We start from the raw sequence: 18926 nt of genomic DNA, 5'->3' as shown, positions 1-18926 counted from the left end.
GCCGGGTCACGGCCGGAGCAGGATGCGGCCGAGCTGGGCGCGGTCCTCGATGATCCGGTGGGCGTCGGCGGCCTCGGCGAGCGGGAGCTCGGCGTGCACGTGCACCTTGAGGCGGCCCTCGGTGACGTGGCCGATCAGCTCCTGGAGGCCGCTGCGGATGTCGTCCGGACGGTGCTGCCACCACTGGTCGAGGCCGCAGCCCACGACGTGCTTCATCGGGATCAGGCGCATCGCCGGGACCTGCGGCAGGGTGCCGCCGGAGGCGCCGTAGAAGACGAGCCGGCCGAAGGGCTTCAGCACGTCCAGGCCGGCGAGCAGGATGTCGCCGCCGACGCTGTCGAGGATGACGTCGACGCCCTCGCCGTCGGTGGCCTTGAGGACCTCGTCGGTCCAGCCGTCGGTGCTGTAGTCCACGACGACGTCGGTGCCGTGCTCGCGGGCGAAGTCGGCCTTCGCGGGCGAACCGACGGTGCCGATCACCCGGCCCGCCCCGTAGTGCCGGACCAGCTGGGTCATCAGGTGCCCGATCGCGCCGGCCGCCGCGTGCACGAGGACGGTGTCGCCGGGCTGGATGCGGGCCGTCTTCAGCACGCACAGCGCGGTCTGCGCGGGCGAGGCGAGGATGCTGGCCTGGGCCGCGTCGATGCCGTCCGGCAGCGGGGCCAGGAAGGTGGCGTCCGCCAGGACCAGGTCCGCGTACGCGCCGCCCATCACGGGCGCGGCCACGCGGTCGCCGACGGCGACCGTGGTCACCCCGGCGCCCACCTCCTCGACGATTCCGACGACGTCGCCGTTCGGGGTGGCCGGCAGCGGCGGCGGGAACGGGCCGGTGCCCCGGCGGCGCTGCGTCTCGACGAAGTTCACGCCGATCGCCTCGGACCTGATCAGGACCTGTCCGGGGCCGGGGGAGGGGACCGGGACCTCCTCGACGGTCAGGACATCGGGGTTCCCGTAGCTGTGGTAGCGGATGGTCCGCATGCGTAGCCTCCATGGATGGTCTGCGAGCCTCCCCGGACCGTAGGGCGGCGTGCTGGAGGCTCGATCGCCGCCTTGTCGAGATTCGCGGGAGGCAGGCCGCGTGCAGTGTCTCTCCAGCCCGGCTCCATGCCCCGGTGCCACCGTCGAAGCACCAACGACACGCAGCAACGGGAGGAGTACGGATGACTCGACGAGTCGTCATCACCGGGTTGGGGGTCGTCGCACCAGGGGGAATCGGCGCGAAGGCGTACTGGGACGTGCTGGCGAACGGCCGCACCGCCACCCGCGCGATCAGCTCCTTCGACGCCTCCCGGTACCGTTCGAGGATCGCCGCCGAATGCGACTTCCGCCCGGAGGAGGCGGGGCTGACCCCGCAGGAGATCCGGCGGATGGACCGCGCCGCGCAGTTCGCGGCCGTCGCCGCGGACGAGGCCGTGGCCGACAGCGGTCTGCTCTTCGCGGACCTGCCCCCGCACCGCACCGGCGTGTCCGTCGGCACCGCGGTCGGCTGCACCACCAGCCTGGAGCGGGAGTACGTCGTCGTCAGCGACGGCGGCCGGCAGACCCTCACCGACCACCGCTACGGCGTGCCCCACCTCTACGACTACCTGGTCCCCAGCTCGGTGGCGGCCGAGGTCGCCTGGCGGGTCGGCGCCGAGGGGCCGGTCAACACCGTGTCCACCGGCTGCACCTCCGGCCTCGACGCGGTCGGCCACGCCGCCGCGCTGATCCGGGAGGGCTCCGCGGACGTCGTCGTCGGCGGTGCCACCGACGCCCCGATCTCCCCCATCACCCTGGCCTGCTTCGACGCGATCCGGGCGACCTCGCCGCGCAACGACGATCCCGCCCACGCCTCCCGCCCCTTCGACCGCAGCCGCAACGGCTTCGTCCTCGGGGAGGGTGCGGCCCTCTTCGTCTTCGAGGAGCTGGAGCACGCGCGGCGCCGCGGGGCGCACATCTACGCGGAGGTGGCCGGCTTCGCGACCCGCAGCAACGCCTACCACATGACGGGGCTGCGCTCCGACGGCGCCGAGCTGGCCCAGGCCGTCACCGCCGCCCTCGGCCAGGCCCGGGTCGCCCCCGGCGACCTCGACTACGTCAACGCGCACGGATCCGGGACCAAGCAGAACGACCTGCACGAGACCGCCGCCATCAAGGCGAGCCTCGGCGAGCACGCCCGGACCACACCGGTCAGCTCGATCAAGTCGATGATCGGCCACTCGCTGGGCGCGATCGGCTCCCTGGAGGTGGCCGCCTGTCTGCTGGCGATGCGCCACGGGCTCGTCCCGCCCACCGCCAACCTCCACGACCCGGACCCGAAGTGCGACCTCGACCACGTGCCGCTGACCGCGCGCGAGACGCCGGTCCGCTCGGTGCTGAGCACCGGCAGCGGCTTCGGAGGGTTCCAGAGCGCCGTGGTCCTCACCGGCAACGGCACCGAGAAGGGAGGGCTCGCCCAGTGAGCACCGGAAGAACCGACAGCACCACTGACACCACCGGCACCGGCAGCACCACCGGCACCGCGGTCGTCACCGGCATCGGCGTGGTCGCGCCCAACGGCCTCGGCACCGAGGAGTACTGGGCGGCGACCCTGCGCGGCGAGAGCGGCATCCGCCGCCTCACCCGCTTCGATCCCGCGCAGTACCCCTCCCGGCTGGCCGGCGAGGTCCTCGGCTTCGACCCGTCGGCCCACCTGCCCGACCGGCTCCTGCCGCAGACCGACCACATGACCCGGCTGGCGCTGACCGCCGCCGACCTCGCGGTCCTCGACGCGGGCGCGGGCCCCGAGGAGCTCCACACCCTCGGCGCGGGCGTGGTCACGGCCAGCGCCTCCGGCGGCTTCGAGTTCGGCCAGCGCGAGCTGGAGAACCTGTGGAGCAAGGGCAACGAGTACGTCAGCGCGTACCAGTCCTTCGCCTGGTTCTACGCCGTCAACACCGGCCAGATCTCCATCCGCAACGGCATGCGCGGCCCCAGCGGGGTCATCGTCGCCGACCAGGCCGGCGGCCTCGACGCGGTGGCGCACGCCCGCAGGCAACTGCGCGGCGGCGCCTCCCTGATGGTCACCGGCGGCGTGGACTCCTCGCTCTGCCCCTGGGGCTGGACCGCGCAGATCGCCACCGGCCTGCTCAGCACCTCGGACGACCCGGCCCGCGCCTACACGCCCTTCGCCGACACCGCGAACGGCTACGTGGCGGGCGAGGGCGGCGCCATCCTCGTCCTGGAGACCGAGGAGGCGGCCCTGGCCCGGGGCGCCCGCCCGTACGGCTCGGTCGCCGGGCACGCCGCCACCTTCGACCCGCCGCCGGGCAGCTCCCGCGGCCCCGCGCTGCGGGCGGCCATCCTGGGCGCCCTCGCGGACGCCGACTGCCCCCCCGGCGACGTCGACGTGGTGTACGCCGACGCGGCCGGCCTGCCCGACAAGGACGCCGCGGAGGCCGCGGCGCTCCGCGAGGTCTTCGGCCCGCACGGCGTCCCGGTCACCGCCCCCAAGTCGATGACCGGACGGCTGTACTCGGGCGGCGGACCGCTCGACCTGGCCACCGCGCTGCTCGGCTTCCGGGACGGCGTGATCCCCCCGACGGCCAACGTGACCCTGCCCGACCCGGCCCACCGCATCGACCTGGTGACCGGGGAACCGCGTGCCGTGGCCACCCGCACCGCGCTCGTCCTGGCGCGCGGCCACGGCGGCTTCAACTCGGCGATGGTGCTGCGCGCCCCGGCCGCGCCCCGTACGCCGAGCCCGTGAGTCCCCCTCCGCAACGGAGGGTCGGTCCTGTCAATTCACCGGAGGAGAAACCATGTCGGTACAGCAGATCATCACCCTTCAGGACATCGTCCGCGCCCTGCGCGCCGCCGCCGGCGAGGGCGACGGAGTCGACCTGGACGGGGACATCGCGGACGTGACCTTCAGCGAGCTGGGTTACGACTCCATCGCCGTCCTGGAGACCGTCGGCTCCCTGGAGCGCGCCTACGGTTTCAGCCTGGGGGACGAGGCCATCCAGGAGGCGCAGACGCCGGGACAGCTGCTCCGACTCGCGATCGAGGCCACGGCCGGCGTGGCCGGCCTGGCGGCCTGACCGCGGTGAGGAACCGGGCCGGCCCGCACGACGCCACGTCGTGCGGGCCGGCCTTCGGCATGGGCCGGAAGCCGACGGACCGGAAGCCCGGGAGCGGGGAGCCGGCGGGCCCGAGGCCGGTGCACCGGGAACCGACGGGCCGGGACCGGGGCGGCGGGAGACGGCCGAAAGCCCGTGCCCCGGAGGTGGTCCCTCCGGGGCACGGGCTGCGCGGGCGGGGCGGGTCACCAGGTGACGGGCACCTCGGTGAACCCCTCCACCAGCACGCCGGTGTTGCGGGTCAGCTCCTGCGCCGGGACCGTGAGCCGGAGGTCCGGGTAGCGGCGGAGCAGGGTGCCGAGCGCGGTCTGGAGCTCCATCCGGGCCAGCGCCGAACCGGCGCAGAAGTGCGGGCCGGCGCTGAACGACAGGTGTTTGTTGTCGTCACGGTCCACCCGCAGCGCCTCCGGCTCCTTGAAGACCTGCTCGTCGCGGTTGGCGGACTCCAGGGCCAGGAACACGGCGGAGCCCGCCGGGATGGTCGTCCCGCCGACCTCGATGTCTGCGGAGGTGTACCGCACGGCGGCGAGCTGGGAGAAGAGCACCTGGTAGCGCAGCAGTTCCTCCACCGCGGCCGGGACCAGCGAGGGGTCCCGGCGGACCTTCGCCAGCTCCTCCGGGTGCGCGAGCAGCGTGACGATCGCGGCGGACAGGTGGTTGGCGGTGGACTCGTACCCGCCCATCAGGAGCCCCTGCACCCAGTACAGGAGCTCGTACTCGCCCAGCCGGCTCTCGTCCTCGTCGCGGACCGCGATGAGGGAGCTGATCAGGTCGTCGCCGGGCTGCTCGCGCTTGGCGGCGACCAGGCGCTGGATGTAGCCGAAGAGCTCGCCGCGGTACCGGCCGACCTCCTCCGCGGTGTAGCGGTTCACCGACAGGTAGGCGTCGGTCCACAGCCGGAAGTCCTTCTGGTCCTCCGGCGGGACGCCGAGCAGCCCGCACAGGGTGCGGATGCCGAGCGGGAAGGCCAGTGCCTCGGCGAGGTCGGCGGTGGGGCCGGCGGCCTCCATCGCGTCGAGCAGCTCGTCCACGAGGGCCTGCACGTGGGGGCGCATCTTCTCGACCCGGGCGGCGCTCAGGGCCTTGGTGACGAGCCGGCGCATCCGCGGGTGCTCCGGCGGGTCCAGGCTCACGTTGGGGTCCTGGAACATCGAGTTGTCCTTGGTGATCCGCGGCAGGTCCTCGCTGGACCGGTCGCGGTGCAGCCGCGGGTCGGAGAGCAGGACGCGGATGTCCTCGTACCGCGTGACGACCCAGCCGGGGTCGCCGCTGGGCAGGGTGACCCGGACGGCGGGACGTTCCCGCAGGCCGCGCAGTTCGATGGGGGCGTCGAGCACCGACGGCCGGTTGCCGAACGGGTAGGTCGGGGGAGTCTCGTGCATCGGGCAGGTCGACAAGACGGCGTCCTCTCCTCAGAGGTGAAACCACACTCGTCGCAGGTTCGCAGTGGCCGCTGGAGCCCCGCCGGAGCCCCACCGGAACCGCACTGGAGTGTTTCTAGATTTTGGTGAATTACTTGAAGTCTTTCGTGTAGCGTGTTTGGTTAGTTGTCGCCATTGTGTTGTGTCACCAGCCCAGAGGTCGACACAGGCCCTTCAGACGATGCGGGGAATCATGGATAGTGCACCATCCGCAGTCGTTCCGCTCGGCTCCCACGCCAGACCGACCCGGGGGAGCATCCTCGGCGACGACGAACTGGCCGTGATCGAAGAACTGCTGCGTTCCGGCAGCCCGCTCTCCGGGGGAGTCTGGCGGGAGCGCTTCGAGGAGGCGTTCCGCGCCCACCTCGGCGTCGCGCACGCGCTCTCGGTCACCAGCGGGACCACCGCGCTCCGGCTGGCCATCCACCTGCTCGACCTGCGCCCCGGCGACGAGGTCATCGCCACTCCGCAGACCTACCTGGCGACCGTGCAGCCCCTGCTGGACTACGGCGTCCGGGTCCGCTTCTGCGACGTGGAACCCGACTCGCTCAACATCGACGCCTCGCGCATCGAGGAACTGATCACCGACCGCACCCGCGCCGTCCTCATGGTCCACTACGGCGGCCGGGCGGCGGACATGCCGCGCATCATGGCGCTCGCCGAACGGTACGGACTGACCGTCGTCGAGGACGCGGCGCACGCCATCGGCGGCTCGCTGAACGGCCGGCCGCTCGGCTCCTTCGGACACTTCGGGATCTTCAGCTTCCACTCCTCCAAGAACATCACCACGCTCGGCGAGGGCGGCATGCTCGTCGTCCGCGACGACGAGGCCGCCGCCCGCGCGACCGCCCTGCGCGACAACTCGGTCGACGCCGTCTACGTGCCCTCCCGGCACACCTTCGCCGAGACCCACCGCCCGCCCGCCGGGGCCATGTTCCCCGCCGGCTCCTACACCGCCGACTGCCTGATGCTCCGGGGAACGGGCATCAACGGGACGCTCGCGGAGCCGGCCGCCGCGGTCGGGTACGTCCAGCTCGGCAAGCTGCCCGCCCTCCAGGCCCGCCGCCGGGAGCTGGCCCGGCAGTACACCGAGCGCCTCGCGCGGATCCCCGGCGTGCACGTCCCGCCGGTGCCGGAGGGCGTCGACCACCCCTACCACCTGTACACCGCGTTCGTGGACCCCGAACTGATCGACAGGGACGCCCTGTTGAACGCCATGGACGCGGCGGGCTCGCAGCTGTCGCTGCGCTACTTCCCGCTGCACCTCATGCCGGAGTGGCGGGCGCACGGCCACCGCGAGGGCGAGTGCCCCGTGGCCGAACGCCGCTGGTTCCGGGAAATGATCAACATCCCCTGTCAGCCCGGCATCGACGACGACCAGGCCGCCCAGCTGATGGACCAGCTGGAGCGCACCATCAGCCGGTCGTGGCGACGCGGGCGCACCCCCCTCGGGAGGACGGCATGACCGCACACCGCACCCCGCCCCGCTCCTACGACCTCGTCGTGGTCGGCGGCGGCGCCGTCGGACTCAGCACCGCCTGGTACGCGGCGGGCCGGGGCGCCTCCGTACTCGTCCTGGAGAGCGCCGAAGGACCGGAGAACACCGGCAGCTCCGCCGGCGCCGAGCGCCAGTGGCGCGTCCAGTACACCCAGCGCGACCTCACCGACCTGACGGTGCGCGCCCTGCCCCTGTGGCGCGACCTGGAGGAGGCGAGCGGCAGGCGGCTGGTGCACCACACCGGCAGCCTGTGGTTCGGCGAGACCAAGGAGGCCACCAACGAGGGCCAGATAGCCGACGCCGCCCAGGTCCTCGACGACGCCGGGCTGCGCTACGAGTGGCTCACCGCCTCCGCCATCGAGGAGCGCTTCGGCTTCACCGGACTCCCCTCCCACTACGAGGGCTTCCACCAGCCGGACGGCGGCGTGATCGACGTCCGCGGCACCCTCTGGTCCCTCGCCCACCTCGCCCGCTCGGCGGGCGCGGAGATCCGCACCGGGCAGCGCGTCCTCGCCCTGGAGCCGCACCCCGAGCGCGTCGAGGTCGTCACCGAGGACGCCCGGATCACCGCCGGGAAGGTCGTCGTCACCGCCGGCCCCTGGAGCAACGAGCTCACCGAACCGCTCGGCGTCCGCCTCGACGTCGAGGTGTACGACATGGCCACCGCCTACTTCCGGCTGCGCGACAAGGCCCGCGACCTGCCCACCTGGTTCGCCTTCCAGACCCCCACGGACACCGACTCCAACCTCTTCTACGGATTCGGCAGCAACCCGTGGAGCCCCGGCGGACTGGTGCGCGTCGCCCCCGACTTCGAGAGCGACCCGCGGACCGCGCCCCCGGCCGAACGCCCCGGCCCCGACCCGCACCAGCTGCGCCGCACCGCCGAGTTCGTCGCCCGGCACATGCCGATGCTCGACCCGGAGCCCGTACAGCCCGGCTCGTGCCTGATCGCCCTGCCCCGCGACCACGACCGGCAGTTCTACCTCGGCGCGCTCCCGCCCGGCGAGGGCCGCGACCGCGTCCTCGTCCACGCCGCCGGCTGGGCCTTCAAGTTCGTCCCGGTCTTCGGCCACGCGCTCGCCGGACTCGCCCTCGACGGCGGCACCGACTACCCCCTCGGGCGCTTCCGCCCGTGAACGGCCACCATCCGACACCGCCACCCGAGGAGAACCCGGTGGGACACCTGCACGTGATCGACGCAGCCGCGGTACGCAAGCTGCTCACCTACGACGACGCCATCCCCGCCATGGAGGACACCATGGTCAGGGCGTCCCGGCGCGAGCTCTACGAGCACCCGCGGGTGACCGTGGAACCGCCCGGCCACGGGGGCATGGTGCTCCTGATGCCCGCCGTCGGCGGCCCCGAGGAGGAGCCCGTCCTCGGCCTGAAGATGCTCAGCATGTTCCCGCGCGCCGTCGAGCGGGAACTTCCCAGCGTCCAGGGCCTGGTCATCCTGGTCGACGCGGTCCACGGCCAGCCGCTCGCCCTGGTGGACGCCGGTGCCCTCACCGAGATCCGCACCGCGGCGGTCACCGCCGTCGCCACCCGCGCCCTGGCCCGCCAGGGCGCCCGCGAGCTCGCCGTCATCGGCGCCGGCGTGCAGGCCCGCGGCCACCTGGAGGCACTCTCCCGGACCCGCGAGTGGGACCGGGTGCGGATCTACAGCCGGACCCGCGCCACCGCCGAGAAGCTCGCCCGCTGGGCCGAGGGCTTCTACCCGCGCGCCGAGGTGTGCGACTCCACCGCCGAGGCCCTGGCCGACTGCGACGTCCTGTGCACCGCCACCTCGGTCGCCGGGGACGAGCCGGTCTTCGACCCGGCGGAGCTGCCCGCGGGCCGCGGCGTCCACATCAACGCCATCGGCGCCTTCGGCCCCGGCTGCCGCGAGCTGCCCACCGCGACGGTCGCCGGCGCCCGGCTGATCGTCGACAACCGCGAGGCCGCGCTGCGGGAGGCCGGGGACATCCTGCTGCCCATCGCCGAGGGGGCCCTCACCGAGGACGCCATCGCCGCCGAGATCGGCGAGGTCCTGGCCGGCACCCGGCCCGGCCGCACCGACGACACCCAGACCACCGTCTTCGAGACGCTCGGCCTGCCCGTCCAGGACTCGGTGGCCGCCGCCCTCGTCTACCGGCGGGCCGTCTCCCACGGCATCGGCGAGCGCATCTCCTTCCCCTGACGGCACCCCAGGACCCCTGACACGGAAGACAAGGAGCTGACACCCATGCAGAACGACGATGGCCGCACGTACCTGGTCGTGGTCAACCACGAGGAGCAGTACTCGATCTGGGCCGAGGGCCGCGAGGTGCCGCTCGGCTGGACCGCCACCGGCTTCTCCGGGCCCAAGGACGCCTGCCTGGCCCACATCAACGAGGTCTGGACCGACATGCGTCCGCTCAGCCTCCGCCGCCGCCTCGCCGCGGCCGCGACCGACTGACCCGCCGGCAGGCTGACCGGCCGGCCTCCCGGCCGGCAGTCCGGCCGCCGGACCGACCGACTTCCCGGACGGCAGCCCGACCGACCGCTCGACCGCTCGACCGATCGCGTACGCCCCGGCCGCCCAGGGACCGCCGCCACCCCCCGGTTTCCCCCCACGACCACCCCGTCCCCTCACATGCAGAGAGGTAATCCCTGATGACCACCCAGGAGCAGCCCGGAAGGGCGGCCGAAGCCCCGCGCAGGCCCGGGCTCACCCGCAACAGCGACTTCATGAAGCTGTGGACGGGCGAGTCCGTGAGCCTGCTGGGCAGCGAGGTCTCCTTGATCGCGCTGCCCTCCCTGGCAGTCCTCGCGTTCGGCGCGTCCGCCGGATCCGTCGGTCTGCTGATCGCCCTCCAGTGGATCCCGTTCGTGGTCCTCGGACCCGTCGTCGGCGTGCTCACCGACCGGATGCGGCGGCGCCCCCTGATGATCGTCGCCAACCTCGGCCGCGCCGTCGCCCTGGGCTCGCTCCCGCTGGTCGCGTTCCTGGGCTCGGTGAGCATGGCGCACCTGTACGCGGTGGCCGTGGTCAAGGGCGCCCTGGACGTGATCTTCCAGCTTGCGTACCAGGCGCACTTCCCGGCGCTGATCGAGCGCGAGGACTTCGCCGAGGCCAACGCCAAGACCCAGATGAGCCGTTCGCTCGCGGCCGTCTTCGGCCGCAGCATCGGCGGCGTGCTCGTCGGCGCGCTCGGCGCGGCCAAGGCCGTCACCGTCGACGCCCTGTCGTTCCTCGTGTCCACCTACACGATCTGGTCCATCCGCAAGCCGGAGCCCGCCCCGCAGCCCAGCGGCAAGGGCGTCGGCGCGGCCGTCACCGACCTCAAGCACGGCTTCACCACCCTGGTCGGCAACCGGCTGCTGCGCAGCCTGACCCTCATGGGCTTCTTCGGCAACCTCGCCGTCTCGATGACCATGGCGATGCTCGTCGTGTACGCCTACGACGACCTGGGCTTCAGCCCCGCGCAGCTCGGCTTCGTCATGAGTGCCGGCGGCGTCGCCTTCGTCATCGGCGCGATCTTCTCCCGCAAGGCCCTGCACCAGCTGGGGATGGGCCGCGCGCTGATCGTGACCCACGCCCTGCTCGGCCTCGCCGTGCTCCTGATGGTCCTGGCCGGCAAGGGCACGACGGGCGTCGTGGTCGTGGCGCTCTCGCAGTTCCTCGCCTCGCTCACCACGCCGATCGCCAACGTCGGCATCATGACGATGGTGCAGAAGGCCACCCCGCCGCAGCTCATGGGCCGGGTCGGCGGCGTCTCCCTGCCGCTGGTCTGGGGCGCCAACGCCCTCGGCCCCGTCCTCGGCGCCGCGGCCGCCTCCGCGTGGGGCAACGCCGCCTCCTTCGTCCTGGCGGCGGTCCTCGCCTGGGTCGCCATCGGCTGGCTGGTGGCCGGCTCGGTGCACGGCATCAAGGACGAGGTCCCGGCGGAGCTCCAGGCCGCCTAGCGCCCGTCCGGCGGCGGAGCGGCGGGCGGGGGGCCCGTACCGCCCGCCGTCCCCGCCCCTCCGACAGCACGGGGCCCGGCCGTTCCTTCCCCCCCCGGCGGCCGGGCCCCGTGCCGCTCCGCACCACCCTGCGCGGTCCCGCGCGTTCCACCCATGTGCCCTACGGCGACGAGGAAGAGACAGGTAGGCCCGTGACCGACCAGATATCGACCGATGCCCTGGAAGAGAAGCGGCGCCGGCTCGCCAGGCTGCTCGCCGAGCGCGACCGCGGCGAGGAGACCCGCACCGGACCCGTCTCCTTCGCCCAGCGGCGGCTGTGGATCCTCGACCGGCTCGTGCCCGGCAGCTGCGCCTACAACATCCCCATCGTGCTGCGCACCTCCGCGGCCCCCGACCGCGGGGCCCTGGCGGGCGCCCTCGCCCGCGTCGTCCGGCGGCACGAGGTGCTGCGGACCGTGTTCCCCGCCCCCGACGGCATGCCCGTCCAGCAGGTCGGCCCGCCCTTCGAGCCGGCGGTCGAGGAGGCCGACGTCTCCGGGGCACCCGAACCCGCCGCGGCCGCCGAGGAGTTCGTCAAGCAGTGGTCGGCGCAGCCCTTCGACCTCGCGGCCGGGCCCCTGCTGCGCGCCCTGACCGTCCGGGTCTCCGACGACGAGCACCTGATCGCGCTCTGCGTCCACCACATCGTCTGCGACGGCTGGTCCGTCGGCACCCTCTTCCGCGAACTCGACGCCTACTACCACGAGTTGACCGGAGGCGCCGCCGCCGCACTGCCCGAGCTGCCGCAGCAGTACATCGACTACGCGATCTGGCAGCGCGGCCGCCTCACCGGCGAGCGCGAGGAGGAGCTCACCTCGTACTGGCGCGAGCGCCTCAGCGACGCCCCGGGCATCCTCCAGCTCCCGATGGACCGCGCCCGGCCCACCGGCCACCGGGTCAACGGCGGCAACGAGGAGTTCGAGTTCCCCGAGGACCTGGCGCGGGCCGTGCACGCCTTCGCGCTCCAGGAGCGGACCACCCCCTTCACCGTCCTGCTCACCTGCTTCTCCGCCCTGATGGGCCGCTACAGCGGCCAGGAGGACGTCCTCCTCGGCGTGCCCGTCGCCGGCCAGACCCACCAGGAGCTGGAGGGGCTGATCGGCTTCTTCGTCAACACCCTGGTCGTCCGCTCCGACCTGACCGGGTCGCCCACCCTCCGCGAGGCCGTGGGCCGCGGCAAGGACGCCGTGCTCGGCGCCTTCGCCCACCAGGACATGCCCTTCGAGAAGCTCGTCATCGACTTCCAGCCCGACCGCAACCCCACCGTCAGCCCGGTCTTCCAGGTGCTGTTCAACTACCAGACCGCGGGCGACGAGCGGGTGCGGCTGCCGCACCTCGGCGCCGACCTCGTGCCCTTCGACAGCGGCATCGTCCGCTTCGACCTCGAACTGAACCTGTACGCGCACGAGCGCCGGCTCGGCGGCTCCTGGGTCTACAACGCGGAACTCTTCGACTCCGCCGTGATGCACCGCATGAGCCGCATGTTCGGCCGGCTGCTGACCCGCGCCCTCGCCGCCCCCGACCGCCCGCTCGCCGAGCTCGCCCTCCTCGACGACGACGACCTGGCCGAGCTCGACCGGCTGACCGCGCCCGCCGCGGACGCCCCGCCGGCCGCGCCCGCCGGGGAGGTCCTCGACGCCGGCGACGACCTGGCGGCCGTCCTCGACGCCCTCGCCGCCGCCGACGTCACCGAACTGCGCATCCGGCCCGGCCTGCTGCACCGGCTCGTCGCCGCCGCCGAGGCCGGCGCCGCCGTGCGCGCCCCGCGCCGGATCGTCGTCTCCGGCGAGCCCCTGCCGCTCACCCTGGAACGCCGCTGCCTGGCCGCCCTGCCCGGCACCGAGCTGCACACCCTCTACTCCGCCCCCGGCCTCGGCGGGATCGCCACCCGCCGCTGCGCCGGGGACGCGCCCGCCGGCCACGACATCGCCGGCCGCCCGCTGCCCGGCCGCCGCGTCCGGATCCTCGACGCGCACGGCAACCCGGTGCCCGTCGGCGTCCCCGGCGCCGTCCACGCGTCCGCCGACGGCGGCCCGGAGACCGACACCGGGGACCTCGGACGCTTCCGCGAGGACGGCGCCCTGGAGATCCTCGGCCGCCGCGACGAGCAGGTCCACCTCAAGCAGGTCCGCGTCCCGCGCGCCGAGATCGAGGCCGTCCTCCTCACCCACGAGGCGGTCGGCGACGCCCGCGTCGACGCCCGCCTCGACGACGCCGGGGCCCTCGTCCTCGTCGCGTACCTCGTCCCGCACCGGCCGCACGCCCCCGGCGCCGAGGAGACCGACCGGCTGCGCGAGGCGCTGCGCGCCCACTGCCAGCGGCTGCTGCCCGAGGTGCTGCTGCCCACCTCCTACGTCGTCCTCGACGCCTTCCCGCTCACCCCCGACGGCCGGGTGGACCGCACCGCTCTGCCCGTCCCCGCCGCCGAGGAGCCCGGCGCGAAGCCCGCGCACGCCGAGCCCTCCACCCCGCTGGAGGAGACCCTCGCCGAGATCTGGCGCTCCGTCCTCGGCCTCGCGACGGTCGGCGTGCACGACAACTTCTTCCTCCTCGGCGGCCATTCGCTGCTCGCCGTGCAGGTGATGGCCCGGCTGCGCCGCGCGACCGGCGTGGACCTGCCGGTCAGCGTCCTCTTCCGCTACCGCACCATCGCCGACCTGGCCGTGCGCATCGGCTCGCTGGGCGCGGGCGCGGAGGAGCGGCCCGGCGCCCTGGCCCGCATCCAGTCCGGCACCGTCGCGCCCGCCCTCGCCCTGGTGCACCCGGCGGGCGGCAGCGTCTTCTGCTACGCCTCGCTGGCCACCGCCCTCACCAACCGCACCGTCTACGCCTTCGAGGGCGGCCAGGAGGCCCCCTCCCACGAGGCCCGCGCCGCCTCCTACCTGGCCGAGCTGGAGGCCGCCGAACCCGGCCCCTTCCTGCTCGGCGGCTGGTCGCTCGGCGGCACCCTCGCCTTCGAGATGGCCCGCCAGCTGCACGCCCGCGGCGAGGACCCGGGGCCGATCGTGCTGATCGACTCCTTCCTGTACGACGGCGACCCCGACAGCCCCGACACCCACGCCTACCTGCTGCACAGCTTCCTGCGGGACCTCACCGCCGACCTCGGCATGCCGGCCCAGGAGCTGCCGCCGGGCAGCGAGATGCTCACCGCGCGGCGGCTGTTCGCCGACGTCCTGGACGGCTGGGGCGACCTGGTGCCCGCCGGGCTCGACCTCGACGAGGTGGTGCGGCGGTACGGCATCTACCGGGACAACATGCTGGGCCTCGCCGCCTACCGGCCGACCGGCCCCCGCTACCCCGGCACGGTGCACCTCCTCCAGGCGGAGGGTTCTCCCGACGCCGTCGAGGGCTGGCGGGCCGTCGCCGAGGACGTCGTCGTGCACCGGGTGCCCGGCGACCACTACAGCATCATGCGCAACCCCGAACTGACCCACGTGGCCCACGTCCTGGACGGTGTGCTCTGCGCCGCCGACCGCACCCCGGAGGAGGCGAACCGCCGATGAGCATCGACCTGCGACTTCCCGCCACACCCGCGCCCGTCGCCGAGGAGGTCCGCGCCGGCGACGCGCCGAGCGTGCTGCACCTGGTGGCCGACGCCGTCGCCCGCCACCCCGAGGAGACCGCCCTCGCCGGGCACGGCCCCGCCGTCACCTACCGCGAGCTGTGGCAGCGGGCGGGCGCGATCGCCGTCCGGCTGCGCGGCGAGGGCATCGGCCCGGGGGACGTGGTCGGCCTGGCCGCCCTGCGCTCCACCGAGCTGGTCGTCGCCCTCATCGGCGTGCTCCGCTCGGGCGCCGCCTTCCTCCCGCTGGACTCCGGCTACCCCCGGGCCCGGCTGGAGCACATGCTCGACGACGCCCGGGTGGGCGTGGTCCTCGGCCACGCCGAGACGGCGGAGCGGTTCGCCGAGGGCCGCACGGTGCTCCTCCTCGGCGAGGAGCAGGCCGCCCGCCCGCTGACCCCCGCCGCGGAGTCCCTGCTCCCGCCGCTCCCCGCGGCGGAGGACCTCGCGTACGTCCTCTACACCTCCGGCACCACGGGCGCCCCCAAGGGCATCGCGATGCCGCACGGCGCGCTCGCCAACATCGTGGAGTGGCAGACCGGCGTCTCCGAGGCGTCCGTCGGCAGCCGCACCCTCCAGTTCTCCGCGATCTCCTTCGACGTCTCCTTCCAGGAGATCTTCGCCTCCCTCGCGGTCGGCGGCACCGTGGTGTGCGTGACCGAGGAGGAGCGGCGGGACCCGCTGCGGCTGTGGGAGGCGGCGGCCCGCGAGCGGGTGGACCGGATGTTCCTCCCGTACGTGGCGCTCCAGGCGCTCGTCCTCGTCGCCGAACCGGGTGCGGCCGGGGCGCCCCCGCTGCGCGAGGTCGTCACGGCGGGGGAGCAGCTCCAGTGCTCCCGCGCGCTGCGCGCCCTGCTCGGCTCGCTGCCGGGCTGCCGCCTGGTCAACCAGTACGGGCCCTCGGAGGCCCACGTGGTCACCTGGCACCCGGTGGAGGGCGACCCGGACGGCTGGCCGGCGCTGCCGCCGATCGGCCTGCCGGTGCCCGGCAACCGCGTGTACGTCCTCGACGCGGACGGCGAGGAGGTGCCGCCCGGCGGCATCGGCGACATCCACGTGGGCGGGGTGCAGGTCGCGTACGGCTACTGGAACCGGCCGGACCTGACGGCCGAGCGCTTCCTCCCGGAGCCGGGCCGGCCGGGCCGCCGCATGTACCGCACCGGCGACGTGGCCCGGCGGCGGAAGGACGGCTCCCTGGACTACCTGGGCCGTGCCGACGACCAGGTGAAGATCCGCGGCTTCCGGCTCGAACTCCCCGAGGTCGAGCGGGTGCTGGGCGACCTGCCCGGCGTCTCCTCGTGCGCGGTGGCGGTGCGGGGCGAGGACGGCATCGAGAAGACCCTGGTCGCCTTCGTCGTCCTGGAGCCGGGCCTGGGCACCTCCGCCCTCGCCTCGCTGCGCACCGACCTCGCGGAGCTGCTGCCGGACTACATGGTCCCGGGCCGCTTCCGGGCGGTGACCGAGCTCCCCACCATGCCGAACGGCAAGATGGACCGGCCGCGCCTGCGGGCGATGGCGGAGAACGCGGAGTGACCTCCCGGGCCCGGGGGACGCGGTGCGACGGCCGCGCCCCCGGGCCCCGCGCCGCCCCGGCGCGGGGCGCGCACGCGGAAGGGGGCGGCAGCGGACCGGTCCGCTGCCGCCCCCTCGGGCGTCGTGCAGGAAGTCGTGCGGGAGGCGGTGCGAGGAGCCGTACGGGAGGCGGTGAGGGTGGCCGCACGGGAGGCGGTGCGGGCAGTCGTACGGCCGGCGGGTCCTCAGTCCGCCGGCACGACCACCGCCGTGCGGACCAGGTCCGGGGAGACGGCGAAGCGGCCGTGCAGGAGGTCGGGGACGAGGTCCGGGCGGCGGTGGGGGGCCAGGATCCGGGCGGTGAAGGTGCCGGCGCGGGGGTCGGGTTCGACGCGGACGTCGTGGAAGCCCAGCCAGCCGCCGACGAGGGGGAACCACGCCTTGTAGACGGACTCCTTGGCGCTGAAGAACACGGTCGGCCAGTACGGCTCCGATCCGCCGGGCCCGCGCCACCACTCCTCCTCCTCGGGGAGGCAGACCAGCTGCCGGGTGGCTTCGTCCAGCTCCAGGTTGTCCTCGGCGTCGATGCCGAGCGAGCGGACGGCGCCCGAACGGGCCACCGCCGCCGCGCAGTAGTCGCCGGTGTGCGAGATGCTGCCGACGATCCGCGGCGGCCAGAGCGGGGCCCGGTCGCGGCCCGCGGGCACGGGCACCGGGGGCAGGCCGAGCGCGGTCATGGCCCGGCGCGCACACGCCCGGCCGGCCCGGAACTCCCGCTGCCGCGCGGGGACCGCCCGCTCGCTGAGCGTCGCGGCCTCCTCCGGCAGCGGTTCCTCGGTCCAGGCCGAGGCGTCCGCCACCGCCACCGCGACGGCTCCGGGAAGCAGGTCTCGCATGCACATCACCCCGGCATTCCACTGTGGCTTCGGTTGACTTCTCTGCAATCTCTATAGCGTATATGTAGTATGTGCGTATGGATACTCCAAAGTCAACGCCGTCCCGCTGGTTCCTGACCCCGCCCTCCGAGGAGGCGGAGGTACGGCTCTTCTGCTTCCCCTACTCCGGCTGCGGCGCCTCCATGTTCCGCGGCTGGCCCACCCGCATCGGCCCCGCCGAGGTCGTCCCGCTCCAGCTCCCCGGCCGCGAGAACCGCACCAGGGAACCGCACTTCGGCACCTACGAGGAGCTCGCCGACCAGCTCGTCACCGGCATCGCCGAGCACCTGGACCGCCCCTACGCGGTGTTCGGGCACTGCGGGGGCGCGCTGCCGGCCTTCGAGAGCGTCATCCGGATCGCGGAGCGCGGACTGCGGCCCCCGGAGCGGGTCTTCGTCTCCTCCCAGGTCGCCCCGCAGGACGGCCCCTACGGCCGCTTCCTCGGGCTCGACGAGAACGGCCTGCGCGCCGAGCTGATCGCCCTGCTCTCCGCGCTCGGGGCGGCCGAGCCGCCCGAGGAGATCCTCGACCTCTACCTGGAGGTGCTCGTCGCCGACGTCGAGGCCAACAAGAAGTACCGCAAGGACGCGGCCGGTTCGCTGCCCTGCGCGATCACCGCGCTCGGCTGGGACGCCGACGTGGAGGTCCCGCACGCCCTCATGGGCGGCTGGGCCGACTGGGTCGCCGCCGGCGCGGCCCGCAAGGAGGTCCTCAGCGGCACCCACTACACCTTCCTGGACGCCCCGGCGGACCTGGTGGCCTGCCTGGAGCGCGAGCTGAAGGCCATGGTCTGACCGCCCCCCGGGGGGGGAGAGAGAGAGAGGGGGCGGACGAGAGGGGCCCTGCCCGGTGACCACCGGGCAGGGCCCCTCTCGTCCGTGTCCCACGGAGCGGGCCGGACCGGCCCCGCTCAGGCCCGGGTGCCGGCCAGCCGCGCCCGGCCCGCCTCCAGCCACAGGCCCGCCGGCGGACCGAGCCGCACCGCCTCGACCGTCGCCAGCCGGTAGGCCGTCGCCGGGACCGAGTGCGCCAGCATGCCCCGTACGCCGTGCAGCTGGAGCGAGAGCCGCGCGGCCTTCAGGGCGTGCTCCGCCGCCGCCGCGAGGACCTGCGGCGCCGTGGCGGGCGCCTCGGCGCCCTGGTCGTGCGCCCAGGCCGCCTCGGCCAGCAGCAGCTCCCAGCCGTCTGCCTCGCCGATCAGCGTGGTGATGCGGTGGCTCACGGTCTGGAACTCCAGGAGCGGCTTGCCGAACTGGAGGCGCCGGCCCACGTGGGCGCGGGCCGTGTCCAGGGCCCGGCCGGCGATGCCGAGGAGCAGCGCGGCCTGCCGGACGCGGGCCGCGGCCACCGCCCGGCGCCGCTGCGCCTCCACCACCGGCACCGGCTGGCCGGCCGCCGCCTCGAACCGCCAGCGCGCCGCCGGGGTGCCGAGCAGCGTGACCTCCTCGCGGCGCACGGTCGCCCCGTCCGGCCGGACCAGGAGCCAGCGGTGGCCCCCGCCGTCGGTCGCGGCCCGCACCAGCGCCACGTCCCAGCCGGTGGCGGGCAGTGCCTCGCTCGTCCCCCACAGCAGCCCGTCGCCGTCCAGGCGGATGCTCGTCGGCCCGTGCAGGCCGATGCTGACGGCGGTGCCCACGCCCTCGTGGACGCGCGCCAGCACGTCCCCGAGCCCGTCGACCCCGGCGTCCGCGAGGAGTTCCAGGCAGAGCACGGTCTCGCGCAGTTCCGGCGCGGTCTCCAGACCGCGGCCGAGCTCCCGGTGGACCGCGACGTCCGCGGTCAGGCCGAGCCCCATGCCGCCCAGGGAGGTCGGCAGGCCGAGGGTGGGCACGCCCACCGCGGCCAGTTCGCGCCGCACCTCCCCGGTGTGGGTGAGGGCGAGGGCGACGGCCTCGGCGATCTGGCTCTGGATCGGATCCTGATGCAGGTCCATGG

15 protein-coding genes are annotated in these 18926 nt (G+C 74.3%); 11 read left to right on the top strand and 4 right to left on the bottom strand.

The window, feature by feature from the left end:
• Nucleotides 1-6 precede the first annotated feature (6 nt).
• Entirely contained in the window at nt 7-978 is a 972-nt protein-coding gene (locus tag IE326_RS03130) for a quinone oxidoreductase family protein (RefSeq protein WP_190040756.1), read from the bottom strand.
• Nucleotides 979-1160: 182 nt separating this feature from the next.
• Between IE326_RS03130 and IE326_RS03125 the strand changes: the two genes are divergently transcribed.
• The 3 genes from IE326_RS03125 to IE326_RS03115 are packed head-to-tail and all read left to right on the top strand — an operon-like array spanning nt 1161 to nt 4058.
• Nucleotides 1161-2441 (top strand): beta-ketoacyl-[acyl-carrier-protein] synthase family protein, encoded by a 1281-nt coding sequence (locus tag IE326_RS03125; RefSeq protein ID WP_150235995.1) that lies wholly within the window; start codon nt 1161-1163, stop codon nt 2439-2441.
• Nucleotides 2438-3727: a ketosynthase chain-length factor gene (locus tag IE326_RS03120; protein ID WP_190040755.1), complete on the top strand. Its 1290-nt coding sequence runs from the start codon at nt 2438-2440 to the stop codon at nt 3725-3727. The genes IE326_RS03125 and IE326_RS03120 overlap by 4 nt, the downstream gene beginning before the upstream one ends.
• Nucleotides 3728-3779: 52 nt before the next feature.
• Entirely contained in the window at nt 3780-4058 is a 279-nt protein-coding gene (locus tag IE326_RS03115) for an acyl carrier protein (RefSeq protein ID WP_150235993.1), read from the top strand.
• A 224-nt stretch (nt 4059-4282) separates the two neighbouring features.
• Here IE326_RS03115 and IE326_RS03110 read toward each other — a convergent pair whose 3' ends face one another.
• A complete protein-coding gene (locus IE326_RS03110) occupies nt 4283-5494 on the bottom strand; it encodes a cytochrome P450 (RefSeq protein ID WP_229915185.1) in 1212 nt (403 codons plus the stop codon).
• Between the two features lie 217 nt (nt 5495-5711).
• On the opposite strand from IE326_RS03110, the gene IE326_RS03105 reads away from it, so the two are divergent.
• The 7 genes from IE326_RS03105 (at nt 5712) to IE326_RS03075 (ending at nt 16077) form a co-directional block, all read left to right on the top strand.
• Complete coding sequence (locus IE326_RS03105; RefSeq protein WP_150235991.1) at nt 5712-6983, top strand: DegT/DnrJ/EryC1/StrS family aminotransferase; 1272 nt, start codon at nt 5712-5714, stop codon at nt 6981-6983.
• Nucleotides 6980-8152: an FAD-dependent oxidoreductase gene (locus tag IE326_RS03100; RefSeq protein ID WP_150235990.1), complete on the top strand. Its 1173-nt coding sequence runs from the start codon at nt 6980-6982 to the stop codon at nt 8150-8152. The genes IE326_RS03105 and IE326_RS03100 overlap by 4 nt, the downstream gene beginning before the upstream one ends.
• 38 nt (nt 8153-8190) lie before the next feature.
• Entirely contained in the window at nt 8191-9195 is a 1005-nt protein-coding gene (locus tag IE326_RS03095; protein WP_170313990.1) for an ornithine cyclodeaminase family protein, read from the top strand.
• A 45-nt stretch (nt 9196-9240) separates the two neighbouring features.
• Entirely contained in the window at nt 9241-9453 is a 213-nt protein-coding gene (locus IE326_RS03090) for an MbtH family protein (protein WP_150235988.1), read from the top strand.
• A gap of 197 nt (nt 9454-9650) precedes the next feature.
• A complete protein-coding gene (locus tag IE326_RS03085; RefSeq protein ID WP_150235987.1) occupies nt 9651-10943 on the top strand; it encodes an MFS transporter in 1293 nt (430 codons plus the stop codon).
• Between the two features lie 191 nt (nt 10944-11134).
• Nucleotides 11135-14485, top strand: coding sequence for a condensation domain-containing protein (locus IE326_RS03080; RefSeq protein WP_190040753.1), 3351 nt, complete (start codon nt 11135-11137; stop codon nt 14483-14485).
• A complete protein-coding gene (locus IE326_RS03075; protein WP_190040752.1) occupies nt 14482-16077 on the top strand; it encodes an amino acid adenylation domain-containing protein in 1596 nt (531 codons plus the stop codon). Before IE326_RS03080 ends, IE326_RS03075 begins: the two co-directional genes overlap by 4 nt.
• A 224-nt stretch (nt 16078-16301) precedes the next feature.
• Here the strand turns inward: IE326_RS03075 and IE326_RS03070 are convergent, their stop codons facing one another.
• Entirely contained in the window at nt 16302-16952 is a 651-nt protein-coding gene (locus IE326_RS03070; RefSeq protein ID WP_150235984.1) for a 4'-phosphopantetheinyl transferase family protein, read from the bottom strand.
• Nucleotides 16953-17029: 77 nt separating this feature from the next.
• On the opposite strand from IE326_RS03070, the gene IE326_RS03065 reads away from it, so the two are divergent.
• Nucleotides 17030-17785, top strand: a complete 756-nt coding sequence (locus IE326_RS03065; protein ID WP_150235983.1) for a thioesterase II family protein — start codon at nt 17030-17032, stop codon at nt 17783-17785.
• 116 nt (nt 17786-17901) lie between these two features.
• Here IE326_RS03065 and IE326_RS03060 read toward each other — a convergent pair whose 3' ends face one another.
• Entirely contained in the window at nt 17902-18924 is a 1023-nt protein-coding gene (locus tag IE326_RS03060; protein ID WP_150235982.1) for an acyl-CoA dehydrogenase family protein, read from the bottom strand.
• Between the last annotated feature and the right edge of the window lie 2 nt (nt 18925-18926).

This window comes from Streptomyces filamentosus (genome assembly GCF_014654895.1).
GTDB classification, from domain to species: Bacteria; Actinomycetota; Actinomycetes; order Streptomycetales; family Streptomycetaceae; genus Streptomyces; species Streptomyces filamentosus.
This window is presented reverse-complemented; position numbering and strand designations above follow the sequence as displayed.